This window comes from Thermoplasmata archaeon (genome assembly GCA_015063285.1).
In the GTDB taxonomy this organism is placed as follows: domain Archaea; phylum Thermoplasmatota; class Thermoplasmata; order Methanomassiliicoccales; family Methanomethylophilaceae; genus Methanoprimaticola.
This window is the reverse complement of sequence record SUST01000002.1, coordinates 231,894-244,560: the sequence shown is the minus strand read 5'-3', so window position 1 is coordinate 244,560 and position 12,667 is coordinate 231,894. Positions and strand designations below refer to the sequence as shown.

The 12,667-nt window shown below is 52.2% G+C and carries 11 protein-coding genes and 1 pseudogene; 8 read left to right on the top strand and 4 right to left on the bottom strand.

What is annotated here, in order from left to right:
• Positions 1-234: 234 nt before the first annotated feature.
• Positions 235-1,383 carry a hypothetical protein gene (locus E7Z62_02560; GenBank protein ID MBE6521996.1) on the bottom strand — a complete coding sequence of 383 codons (1,149 nt, stop codon included), beginning with the start codon at positions 1,381-1,383 and terminating at the stop codon, positions 235-237.
• A gap of 112 nt (positions 1,384-1,495) precedes the next feature.
• On the opposite strand from E7Z62_02560, the gene E7Z62_02555 reads away from it, so the two are divergent.
• The gene (locus E7Z62_02555) at positions 1,496-3,991 is read left to right on the top strand and encodes an ATP-binding cassette domain-containing protein (GenBank protein ID MBE6521995.1); all 2,496 of its coding nucleotides are present in this window, start codon (positions 1,496-1,498) and stop codon (positions 3,989-3,991) included.
• 6 nt (positions 3,992-3,997) lie between these two features.
• Here the strand turns inward: E7Z62_02555 and cobO are convergent, their stop codons facing one another.
• Together cobO and guaA are read right to left on the bottom strand one after the other, a co-directional pair.
• Positions 3,998-4,522, bottom strand: a complete 525-nt coding sequence (gene cobO / locus E7Z62_02550) for a cob(I)yrinic acid a,c-diamide adenosyltransferase (GenBank protein MBE6521994.1) — start codon at positions 4,520-4,522, stop codon at positions 3,998-4,000.
• Positions 4,523-4,664: 142 nt separating this feature from the next.
• Positions 4,665-5,645, bottom strand: coding sequence for a glutamine-hydrolyzing GMP synthase (gene guaA / locus E7Z62_02545; protein MBE6521993.1), 981 nt, complete (start codon positions 5,643-5,645; stop codon positions 4,665-4,667).
• A gap of 219 nt (positions 5,646-5,864) precedes the next feature.
• Here guaA and E7Z62_02540 point away from each other — a divergent pair, with 219 nt between their 5' ends.
• Genes E7Z62_02540 through E7Z62_02510 form a run of 7 tightly spaced genes read left to right on the top strand, consistent with a single transcriptional unit; the run spans position 5,865 to position 12,367 of the window.
• On the top strand, positions 5,865-6,527 hold the full coding sequence (locus tag E7Z62_02540; protein ID MBE6521992.1) for a bifunctional precorrin-2 dehydrogenase/sirohydrochlorin ferrochelatase: 663 nt from the start codon (positions 5,865-5,867) through the stop codon (positions 6,525-6,527).
• Positions 6,524-7,756, top strand: coding sequence for a glutamyl-tRNA reductase (locus E7Z62_02535; GenBank protein MBE6521991.1), 1,233 nt, complete (start codon positions 6,524-6,526; stop codon positions 7,754-7,756). The genes E7Z62_02540 and E7Z62_02535 overlap by 4 nt, the downstream gene beginning before the upstream one ends.
• A gap of 8 nt (positions 7,757-7,764) precedes the next feature.
• Complete coding sequence (gene hemB / locus E7Z62_02530) at positions 7,765-8,730, top strand: porphobilinogen synthase (GenBank protein ID MBE6521990.1); 966 nt, start codon at positions 7,765-7,767, stop codon at positions 8,728-8,730.
• 4 nt (positions 8,731-8,734) lie between these two features.
• A complete protein-coding gene (locus E7Z62_02525; GenBank protein ID MBE6521989.1) occupies positions 8,735-10,000 on the top strand; it encodes a glutamate-1-semialdehyde 2,1-aminomutase in 1,266 nt (421 codons plus the stop codon).
• Positions 9,997-10,872 carry a hydroxymethylbilane synthase gene (gene hemC, locus E7Z62_02520; protein MBE6521988.1) on the top strand — a complete coding sequence of 292 codons (876 nt, stop codon included), beginning with the start codon at positions 9,997-9,999 and terminating at the stop codon, positions 10,870-10,872. The genes E7Z62_02525 and hemC overlap by 4 nt, the downstream gene beginning before the upstream one ends.
• Entirely contained in the window at positions 10,869-11,612 is a 744-nt protein-coding gene (gene cobA / locus E7Z62_02515; protein MBE6521987.1) for a uroporphyrinogen-III C-methyltransferase, read from the top strand. Before hemC ends, cobA begins: the two co-directional genes overlap by 4 nt.
• Positions 11,609-12,367, top strand: a complete 759-nt coding sequence (locus tag E7Z62_02510; GenBank protein ID MBE6521986.1) for a uroporphyrinogen-III synthase — start codon at positions 11,609-11,611, stop codon at positions 12,365-12,367. The genes cobA and E7Z62_02510 overlap by 4 nt, the downstream gene beginning before the upstream one ends.
• Here E7Z62_02510 and E7Z62_02505 read toward each other — a convergent pair.
• Positions 12,368-12,667: pseudogene (locus E7Z62_02505) on the bottom strand (transcriptional regulator).

Here is a 12,667-nt window from a genome sequence, read left to right as displayed (position 1 = left end):
GTAACACAGTGGCTATGTGGCGGACTGCAGATCCGCATACGGGGGTTCGATCCCCTCTCCCGACCCCATTTGTATTTTACAAAAAGTAACTTGCATGCAGATACGCCCGCATCGTACCCGGGTAACTACCCAAAAAAAAATCTGTGAGAATGTGTTTGAAAAGGTGTCTGTCAGCGTATCGGTGAGATACGCTGACAGCACAGTTAAGTTTACAGCCAGGATCGTTCAATCGGCTCAGCCGACTACGGTGAGCCTTTCCAACAGACTGTTAACCTGCGATGAACTCAGACCCAAATAATCAGTACAATACTGATAAGCGGCTTTTTGAGTATCGATCTTGCTCACATCGATCTTGGACCAATCCATGTGGAGGATGTTGTCGATATTGTCATAGTTGGCTATCAGATACATGTTCCTGTCGTAGGTTCCGCTTATGATGTATTTGTATTCCTTGCTGTCCGGATCGATGTTGTAAAGGTTGCAGAATGCTCTGGCCTCGCACTCCATCATCTCTTCGGGACTGCATCCGCAGAGGGCCTGAAGCAACAGGACGACGAAACCTGTCCTGTCCCTTCCCACATTGCAGTGAACGAGGTAAGGTCCATCGTTATCGATAATGGACTGGAGAACATCGATCGTCTTCTCCTTCTGCTGGAAATAGAGGTAACCCATGGATGGGGCCACGTACTTTCCGTCCTTGCAAAGGTCGATGCAATAGCCTTCATACTTCGATATTGCGCTCTGTACCGATGTATCGCTGAACGAGAGTGCAATGACATAATTGATGCTGTTCTCTTCGGCCAACTGGTTAACGTATGGTACCCTGGCCTGCTTTGCAGGATCCGAAAGGGAACTGAATGACCTGTACAGAACTCCAGGTGCGATGTTTCCTCCGGTAACCTCATAGAAGTTCGCAAAGACCTCTGTTGAGGGGAAATCGTGGATATCTTGGGAGTATTCTACATTGTAGTCGGGCGTATTCTTATATCTCTGTGACTCGCCTGTGTGGACTAGTTTTATCTGACTGCCCTCTTCGGCTTTTATGAGCATTCCTATGCATCCGACGGAAACGAGCCCATCATCCTCGACGTTCACGAATATATCGAACATAAGGATTCCCAAGTAAGACTTGAGCATGATGGCTCCGGTGTATGTATCGGTCTCTGTAATTATGGTGAACTCGGCACCAAGATTCAAACCTGAATCGAAAATCTCTTGTGCACTCAGATCGAGCTTAGGTTGATTGTAGGAACTCAGGCCTATGACTTCGCCCGTGAATTCAATACTGTCTTCCTCAGATGGATAAACCACCCAAGTATATGCCATCGATAGAACGACTGCAACTACTGCTATGGTCAGAATCTCTTTCTTCCCAACTTTCATGCGTTCCGAACCGTTATCCTTATTTTATAAAAACAACTATAATTGCATAATTTCGAAAGTCAGATTAATGCAGTTTTGACAATAATTTTCTACACAGAATGGATACAGACATCTGGTGCTGTGTTTGTCTGTTCCCGATCATATAGAAGTACGCGGAGCGAGGATCCATAATCTGAAGAATATCGATGTAGACATACCTTTGAACAAGATTGTCGGTATCGCCGGTGTTTCCGGATCGGGGAAATCGTCATTGGCGTTGGGAACGCTGTATTCTGAGGGTTCCAGGCGCTATCTGGAAGCTCTCTCCACCTACACGCGCAGACGCATGACACAGGCATCACGTTCAGAAGTGGACGATATACGTTACGTACCTGCATCCTTGGCATTGCATCAGCGCCCTGGTGTTCCCGGGATCAGGAGCACATTCGGAACGTCGACAGAACTCCTCAACAGCATAAGGCTGATATTCTCAAGATTGGCCAAACATAAATGTCCGAACGGGCACTATCTGGAGCCAAGTATCAATTATGCCGCGATGATCGAGATCCGCTGTCCGATATGCGGTGCTGAGGTACATCCCCCGAGCGCCGAGGAGCTGGCGTTCAACAGTGCCGGTGCATGCAGATCGTGCGGAGGGACAGGCGTCGTGCACGAGGTGGACGAAACCACACTGATTGATGAATCCAAGACCATAGATGAAGGTGCTGTTCTTCCCTGGCAGACCCTCATGTGGTCGCTTATGAAGGATATCGCCCGCGATATGGGCGTCCGCACCGACGTACCCTACAGAGAACTGACTGACAAGGAGAAGGATATCGTTCTCCACGGTGCTCCGGATAAACATCATCTCCTCTACTACAACGAGAAGTCGGGGAACGCCGGAGAGATGGATTTCACCTATTACAGTGCCGTGTACACGGTCGAGAACGCCCTATCCAAGGTAAAGGACGAGAAGGGCATGAAAAGGGTGGAAAGGTTCCTGAAGATGGGACCATGTCCCTTCTGCAAAGGGACCAGACTTTCCGAGGAGGCACGTGCCCCGCTGCTGAGGGGTCTGTCATTGGACAAAGTCTGCCAGATGTCCCTTTCAGAGCTGGAAGAATGGGTGAACGGAATACCTGATTCCATGCCGAACGACATGAAACAGATGGCAGAGAACATATGCGAAGCATTCCACGACACGTCTAGACGCCTTCTTGACCTTGGTCTCGGGTATCTTACACTCGACCGTCCGACATCCACGCTATCTACAGGAGAAAGACAGCGCACACAATTGGCCAGATCCGTTCGCAACAGGACAACAGGCGTCCTTTATGTTCTCGACGAACCGTCCATCGGATTACATCCGGCAAACATTGAGGGTCTTATTGGTGTCATGGACGACCTTGTCGCTGACGGTAATTCGATCGTTCTGGTGGACCATGACACGCAAGCATTATCCCATTCAGATTGGCTGGTGGAACTAGGTCCCGGTGCGGGTGCCGACGGAGGTATGGTCATCGCCGAAGGCACTGTGGACGATCTCGAGAAAAACAAGGATTCAAGGATCGGAAGATTCCTGAGGAACGGCAATCCTGGGCTTAGGAAAAGATCTTCGGCAGAAGGCATGTTCGATCTCGGCTCGATCGAAATGACTACAGGGTCCATCCACACGGTGAAACCTCTGAACATCAGGATCCCCAAAGGACGCTTCACAGTTGTCACTGGAGTCTCCGGAAGCGGGAAGACCACGATGGTCCTGGACAGCCTAATACCAGCTTTGGAGGCGCATATCCGCGGTACGGCACTTCCTGAACACGTCAGATCGGTATCCGCACCCGGCATCGGACAAGTGAAGCTCATCGATGCTACGCCCATAGGGATCAATGTCCGTTCCACAGTCGCCACTTACGCCAACGTCCATGACGAACTCCGTAAGGTGTTCGCGAAGACGGATAGAGCGAAAGAGATGGGCATCAAAGCGGGCGACCTCTCGTACAATACAGGAACGCTGAGATGCATGACATGCGACGGGACAGGATCGATAAGTCTGGATGTCCAGTTCCTTCCAGATGTGGAGATACCCTGCTCAGATTGTAACGGTTCGCGCTACGGCCCGGATGCTTCTAGGATAACAAGAATGAGAAAGGATGGAACGCTGCAATCCCTTCCCGAACTGATGGAGATGAGTGTCGACGAGGCTCTCGTCGCCTGCGATGACCTTAAAGTTGTCAAAGGCAGACTGAAATTATTGCATGACGTCGGGTTGGGCTACCTGACGCTAGGAGAGGCTACACCCGGTCTTTCCGGTGGGGAGGCGCAGCGCCTTAAACTGGCCAGCGAGATGTCACGCGGTCAGGAAGACACGGTCTTCGTATTCGACGAGCCTACGATCGGCCTGCATCCTTTGGATGTCCAGGTGCTGATGGGCATCTTCGATAATCTGATTGAAAACGGGGCCACCGTCATCGTGATAGAACATGATCTGGACGTCATCGGCAGTGCCGATTACATCATAGATCTGGGCCCCGGCGGAGGAGAGGAAGGGGGTACGGTAGTAGCCACAGGCACCCCTGATGAGATCTCCGAGAACCCCCGCAGCATCATCGGGAAGTACCTTAGGCTGTGAATTTGCTCAGAATTCGATTCCCTTCCTCGCATCGATCCCCTTATCCATAGGGTGCTTGATCAGCTTCATCTCCGTGATGAGATCCGCATACTCCTCTAGTTCAGGAGTGAGCCCCCTGCCGGTCAGAATGACCTCCACGTGTTTAGGCCTCTTCTTGAGAGATTCGATGAGTTCCTGAGAAGTGATCAGCCCCAGACGGACCGCGTTCATGGCTTCATCGAGGACTGCGACATCGTATTTCCCTGAACCGATCAATTCCTCGGACTTCTTCAGAGCCTCGTGAGCGGCATCGATATCGGGCTGTTTCGGATTCTTTCCGACGAAATGCGCCAGACCCATGGATATTACCGTTATCCTTTCAAGATCGGCGCATGCCATCTGCTCACCGTAACCTGCATCTGGCTTGAGGAATTGAAGGAACAGAACGTTGAGTCCCCTTCCTGAAGCCCTCAAGGACAAACCGAGAGCGGCAGTCGTCTTCCCTTTGCCGTTCCCAGTGTAGATCTGTACAAGCCCCAATTCATTGCGGATGTCGTCTTCCATGATACCAATTCTCAGAATCCGCAAGTACAGATTAAATCATGTCGGTTTGAACCCAGAAGATACGTAATGACGACTTGAAGTTTAAAAACCAAGGGAAAAGGATGCCAGGGAAATCCCTGGCTTGAAAGTTTCACTCCCACTCGATGGTGGCACAGGGTTTGGGAGAGAGGTCATACAGGACACGGTTTACGCCCTTGACCTCCGTCAGGATCCTCTGAGTGATCTTGTTGAGAAGGGGCCAAGGCACCTCCTCCACTGTGGCGGTCATGGCATCCTTGGTGTTGACAGCACGGATGACGACAGGCCAATCCCAGAGACGCTTTCCGTCCTTCACTCCGGTGGAACGGTAATCGGGGACGACTGTGAAATACTGCCATACCTTACCCTCGAGTCCAGCCTTCGCGAACTCCTCGCGGAGGATCGCATCGGATTCCCTGACAGCCTCAAGACGGTCGCGCGTGATAGCTCCGGTGCAGCGTACTCCGAGTCCGGGTCCGGGAAACGGCTGACGGTACACCATGTTGTCCGGGAGTCCCAGCTGCTTTCCGACCACGCGGACCTCGTCCTTGAACAGAAGCTTCACGGGCTCGACAAGTTCGAATCCGAACTTCTCTGGGAGTCCACCGACGTTGTGGTGGGCCTTGACTCCGTGACTCTCGAGGATATCAGGGTATATCGTTCCCTGACCAAGGAACTTGACGCCCTCTATCTTTTTGGCCTCCTCCTCGAAAACATCTATGAACTCCTTTCCGATGATTTTCCTCTTCTGCTCGGGATCCGATACTCCTGCCAACTTGTCCAGGAATCTGTCGGTAGCATCTACGTAGACAAGGTTCGCTTTCATCTGGTTGCGGAACACGTCGATGACCTGCTCGGCCTCCCCCTTACGAAGAAGTCCATGGTTAACGTGAACGCAGGTGAGGTTCTTGCCGATGGCTTTGATGAGCAGTGCGGCGACAACGGAAGAATCGACTCCTCCGGAGAGGGCCAATAGGACCTTTCCGTCTCCGATCTGCTTCTGCAGTGCGGCGACTTGTTCATTGATGAATGCTTCTGCGAGTTCAGGAGTTGTGATGCGCTCCATGGAATCCGGGCGTACGTTGCTGTCCATGAGATTACCTCGGTATGATGAGACGCGTCACGTATTATTTCTAAAAAATACTGTGGGCAATTATCCGAATAGAGAAGATTTGTTATCGCATATATTCAACTAAAAAATGGGGAAATTATGCATTTTATCGGTAACACGGACGATATTTGTAATTATTACCTATACCCCCATCCCCTATATCTAAATATACAAATTGATTCTCCGTGTTGAGTGAGTGAGATGGACCATTCCGCCGATAAACAAAATGGAGAAAAAACTGTTCTGATGTCCCCGATTTATCTTTCACCAGGCGGACGCAAGATAGTGGTTTTCGGCGGAGGAAAAGTCGCTCTGAGAAAATGTCAGCATTTCAAAGGATTCCACATAAAGGTGGTCTCGAAAGAGATACTGCCAGAATTATGCGCAATCGCTGATGAAGCCATTGAAGCGGACATCGATCCATCCACTGCTGCTCAATACATGAACGGTGCTGACATCGTCATAGCGGCAACATCAGTCCATGAACTTAACGATTCCATAAGGGACATCTCGATGTCCAAGGGGATAATGACCAATTCCGCGCACGGAGGCGGAGACGTCCTCATACCCTCGGTTCTCAAACGTCCGGGATATTCCGTTACAGTATCATCAGAAGGACGTGTCCCGGCATTCCCCCCATATGTCGTCAGGGCACTGGATGGATTCCTCGATCCTTCCTATGATTCAATGCTCGAACTCCTGGTGAGGATCAGACCTATAATTAAGGAAAAGATCGCAACACAACCAGAAAGGGCCAAGTTCCTTGCTGATGTTCTAGAAAATGAAAAGGTCTGGGGCCTTCTGAAGGACGGCAAAGAGGAGGATGCCTTCCAGACAATAATGAGTGAGGGCGGATTGCAATGATAGTCAGCATGCACATAACCCATTCCTCTGCAGGTGGGACGGAGGGATTGAACAATGTGGTTACGATTCTGGAAAAGACCGTTCCTGATTACATATCTGAAATGGATTTCGTGTCCGAGTATGTCGTAGTACGCACATGCAACCGTTTCGAGGTCTACACTGCCACCCAAGACAACCATTCTGTCATCGCTTGTCTGGAGAACTTGATTCGCTCCATCGTCCCATCGTCCAACATCTCATACATACTGGAAGACAAAGACAGCATCAAGCATCTATTCAGAGTGGTCTGCGGACTGGACTCACTGATCGTCGGAGAGGACCAGATTCAGCATCAGGTCCGCGAATGTTATTTCAAGGCCAAGGAAGAAGGGCATGTCGGAATGATGCTCGACCGTCTTTTCGAAAAGGCCATAATAGTCGGCAAGAGGGTGAGATCGGAGACAGAACTCAACAAAGGTGCAGTATCCGTCGGTTCCGCGTCAGTCGAACTTGCCGAATCCAAGATAGGGGATCTGAACGGAAAGGCCATCACAATATTGGGTGCCGGCGATATGGCCTCAGTCATTGCGAAGAATCTGATCGGAAAGAACATTGGCACCGTCTTTGTTTCCAACCGTACCTACAGTCGCGCTTTGGAACTTGCCAACGAGCTTGGCGGAAACGCGGTGAGTATGGACAGGATGAAGGATGCGATAGCTGATAGCGATCTTGTCCTCGTTGCCACAGGAGCACCCCACACAGTTGTCCACAAGCCTGTGATAGAGCGCGCCATGGCAATGCGTCCGAATAGAAAACTTCTGATCATAGACGTATCCATCCCCCATAATGTGGATGATGACATAGTAGACGTCCCCAATGTGGAATTGGACAACATGGACTCCCTGGAGACAATAGCCCAGAAGAACGTCGAACGCAGGATGAGCGAGATCTCATCGGCCGAGAAGATCATCGGACAGGAACTGTCCAAGATGGATGCCGAGAAGAGAGAAGAGACCGCCAACGAGATCATCAGGCTCATAGGTATGAAGATGGCGACCATAAGGGAGAAGGAGCTCGAGACAGCAATCTCCCACAGTTCCTCCACGGATGTGGAGACTTTACTGGACGACATGTCCAGAGCAATAGTGAACAAGATCACGGCCGATCTGTACGTGAACCTGAGACGCGCCTCCCGCGAGGGAGATATCAGTTCATGCAACACTTTGGCAGAATTATTCGGAGTTAGGTGAATCACATGATGTATCCTGAAGTACGCCTCAGAAGGCTCAGACAGAGCGAAAGGATGAGAGAACTGGTAGCAGAGACCAAACTGAACGCGAATCAGTTCATCCTGCCCATCTTCTTCGACGAGACAATCAGTCAAGAGAAGACCACTTCCTCTATGCCCGGAGTTACGACATTCCCTCTCAAGGATTATGACGCCATTGCATCGGGGATACAAGGCAACGGCGTCAACAACGTACTCGTTTTCGGAGTACCCGCCAAGAAAGATGCGGTCGGTTCTGGAGCATATGCCAAGGACGGTGTCGTCCAGAAGGCCATCGAGGGACTGAAGGAGAACTCGGACATGCTGGTCATCTCCGACCTCTGCCTATGTGAATATACAGACCACGGGCACTGCGGTGTCCTTAGCGACTGCGGTTGCGTCAAGAACGATGAGACAATCGAGCTCTATGCGAAGACAGCAGTCTCACAGGCGGATGCTGGAGCGGACATCATTGCCCCCAGCGGAATGATGGACGGCCAGATCTCTGCGATCAGAGCCGCTCTGGACGATGCGGGACACAAGAGGGTCCCGATCATGGCCTACAGCGCGAAGTTCTACAGTGCCTACTACGGACCCTTCAGGGATGTCGCTAACTCCGCACCCGGCAAGGGCAACAGGGCAGGATACCAGATGCAGTGCGGGAACAGGAAGGAAGCGATGAGGGAGATAGAGTTCGATATCGCGGAAGGAGCCGATATGATAATGGTGAAGCCCGCAGGACCCTACCTCGATATCATAAGAGACGCGGCCAACACCTTCGATCTTCCCCTCGCGGCATATCAGGTCTCCGGAGAATACGCCATGATCAAAGCGGCCGCGGCCAACGGATGGATCGACCACGACCGCGTCATGATGGAGTCGCTCCTTGGAATTAAGAGAGCCGGCGCAGATATGATAATCACTTACTTCGCAGAGGATGCTGCAAAACTGTTGTGATACCATGGACAGATCCGCTGAACTCTACGCAAGATCCTCGAAAGTATCTCCTGGAGGAGTCTCCAGTCCTGTAAGGGCATTCAAACCCAACCCCGTATTCATCGCCAAAGGACAGGGCAGCAAAGTCTGGGATGCGGACGGAAACGAATACATCGACCTCTGTATGGCCTACGGGCCGCTCATCACAGGGCACGCATGCCCCAGGGTCATGGAGGCAGCGAAAGAGCAGATTTCCCGCGGTACGGTCTACGGTGCCCCTTCAGAGCCCGAACTGAATCTGATCGAGAGGATCGTCAAAGAGGTCCCGTCCGCAGAGATGGTCAGGCTCGGATGCTCAGGCACAGAGGCCACCATGCATGCCATCCGTGTCGCGAGAGGCGTCACAGGAAGGGACGACATCATCAAAATGAACGGGGGATTCCACGGTGCGCACGATGCCGCGTTGGTCGCGGCAGGCTCCGGAAGTGCTGGGGGCGTTCCCTCATCCAAAGGTGTCCTGAAGGACGTCGCAAAGCACACATTCACAGCAGAATACAACGATGCCCAGAACATGTCCGACATACTGGATAAGAATGATATCGCATGCGTCATCATGGAACCAATACTCGGAAATGTCGGGATAGTCACTCCCGAGAAGAGATATCTGGAGGAAGTGCGCAAGATCACGAATGAACATGATACCGTCCTGATATTCGACGAGGTCATCATGGGATTCCGTGCATCGTCCGGTGGCGCTCAGAAAAGATACGGCGTGACCCCAGATATGACCACTATGGGGAAGATTGTTGGTGGAGGATTCGCCGCCGGGGCATTCATGGGAAAGAAAGAGATCATGGAGAATGTCGCTCCCCAAGGGCAGGTCTATGTGGCAGGCACATTCGCTGGCAACCCGGTATCTGCCGCGGCAGGTCTCGCCGCCATCGATCTGATGTGCAGCAATAACAATTACGACAAACTGGAGAAGCGCACAGACTGCCTCGTCAGAGCGATCAGGGAATCCATGGCTGACAACAAGGTTACCGGATGCGTCAACAGCGTGGCATCCATATTCTCGATATTCTTCGGAATCGAGAAGGCGACCAACGGAACCGAGGCCATGAAGGCTGACCGTCAGATGTTCGACAGGATGTTCAGGTACATGCTGGCGAACGGTGTCTATCTTCCTCCGTCCGCACTTGAGGTGGATTTCATGTCCATTGCACACTCCAAAGAGGATGTGGCGGAACTGGAAGAGAAATTCAAAGGATTCTTCGAGAGCGTGAAGCAATGATCGTCGGGACCAGAGAGAGCAAGCTGGCGATGCGCCAGACGGAGATCTTCCAGAAGAAGATGGCCGAATCCTTCCCGGAAGTGCCCATTGAGATCGTATCCATGAAGGCTCTGGGCGATATCGACCTCACATCCCCTCTCAACGCCATGTCTGGAGTCGGCGCATTCGTCCGTGAATTGGACGATGCCATGCTTCAGAAGAAGATCGATGCGTCCGTCAATTCCCTGAAGGACATCCCCACGAAGATGGCTCCCGGGCTCACCGTGGCGGCGATATTCAAAAGGGATTCCCCCGAGGATATCATCCTTCCCTGTCCGCTGGAAGACCTTCCGAAAGGTGCGAGGGTAGGAACGTCGTCCGTCAGAAGGATGAGGCTGATCCAATCCATCCGCCCGGACATCGAAATCGTACAGCTGAGAGGGAACATACACACCCGCCTGAACAAACTGGATAACGGCGAGTATGATGCCATACTCCTGGCCAAGGCAGGATTGGAGAGAATGGGCATAGAACGTCCCATGCATACTCTGGACAAGAGGGTTTTCATCCCCGCTCCCGGACAGGGGACCATCGCTGTGGAATGCAGGTCCGACGACGAGGAGACGATCAGAAAGCTCAAGACCCTGGACCATGCGGAGACCCGTGCCGCCGTGGATACTGAAAGGGAGATCATGAGGATAATGGGTGCCGGATGCTCCGCACCCGTGGGGATCAACGCCGAGGTTGACGGTGACTCGATCATCGTCAGGGCGATATCTTTCGATTACACGCCCGAACCCAGGAAGGTAGAGGTCACCATACCATTGAAACACGATCCGCAGGTATTGCAGGATATCGCGGATTACCTTATCGGAAAGAGGGATTCGCTATGACAGGAAAAGTATATCTGGTCGGTGCAGGCCCGGGCGACCCGGGACTCATGACAGTAAAAGGATTGGAGCTTCTCAGGAATGCAGACATCGTCATGTACGATGCCTTGGCCAACCCTGAGCTCCTCAAAGAATGCAAGGATGGGGCACAGCTCATCGATGCTGGAAAGCGTGGGGGCGACCATCACCTCAAGCAGTGGGAGACCAACGAACTGCTAGTCAAGTACGCCAACGAGGGAAAGATCGTCGTAAGACTCAAGGGAGGGGACCCGTTCCTGTTCGGACGCGGAGCAGAGGAGGCAGAAGAACTCAGGAAGGCTGGTGCCGAAGTCCACGTCGTTCCCGGAGTCTCTTCATCGATATCAGTGCCCGAACTCGCAGGAATACCTGTCACCCACCGCGACCACACATCTCTGGTCACATTCGTAACTGGGCACGAGAAGGACGACCGTTCCGAGGACCGCATTGATTGGAAGAAGCTCGTAAGCGGACACGGAACCCTGGTGATCCTGATGGGGCTCGGAAACGCAGGCAACATCTCCAAAGGACTGATCGAGGGTGGAATGAGGCCCGATATGCCCGCGGCAATCATCTGCAGCGGTTCGACCCCCAAGCAGAGGGTAGAGGTCACCACCGTCGAGAATCTGGAGAAGACGATTAAGGAGAAGGCCTTGGAGCCTCCGGGAATCATGGTCGTCGGTACCGTTGCTTCACTTCGCGAAGTCCTCGGTGACTTGAAATGATCACATTGGGGTTCACACGCCCCGCATCTAAACTGAAAGCTTCGGTGGAGGAGGCGGAAGGACTTGGTTTCAGAGTTCTCGCCGCCCCTTCGCTGGACATCATACACGGCGATGCATCAGAATTCGCCAGACTAAAGGATTCCTTAGGCAACGGAGTCCCCGTGATATTCGGTTCTACCACGGCAGCCGAGCATTGCAGTCAGGAATTTAGAGAATCATTCGGGACCATGATGGCCCCTTGCGAAGTCATCGCCATCGGACCAGGCACAGCCAGACGTTTGGAGGAATTAGGTGTAAGGGTCGACATCGTTCCCGAGGAACATTCATCCTATGGTGTATTGAGCCTGATCACTGAGAGATACAAATCGGGAAAGATAGTCGCCGTCCGCTCTGACAACGGAACGGACATCATATCAAAGGGGATCGCCGATTCCGGATTGGAACTGGCGGATATCGCGGTCTACAAACTGGTAGCGGCAGATACAGGGGATGAAATGATCAGACTTCTGAAATCCGCAGGGGACGGAACACTCGATTGGATGGCGTTCACATCCCCTCTGTCGGCATCCACTTTCTTCGACAAGATGAAAGAGATGTTTCCTGAAGACCATCTCGAAAGGATGAGAAGGATTCACGTCGCTGCGATCGGAAGGCCGACCGCCGATATGCTCGCATCTATAGGAAGAGAACCGGACCTCATCCCTTCGAAGACCACTTTCCACGACCTTCTGGTCGAGATCAAAGAACAATCTTAATCGTTTTCTGCGTGCAGGAAGTTCCTCGCACATCGCTTCCACAACCGTCTTGAGCAAGTCAGGATCGAAAGGCTCGGGGAAGAGTATCATCTCCCCTCCTCCATCATATGGGAAGGCTGAAGGACAGTCTTTGAGCATCTTTGCTGAGGCCTTTGTGATCTTCAACAGAAGTCTGTCGTCATAGATCCCTCCGAAGAGCTTTCCATCATTGTAAAGCAGGTATTCCCCCATCATCTTACGGGAGCTTATCTCCGGCAAAATCGCCATCACTCTTTCCAAGGTGGCCGGTACCGACGGCAT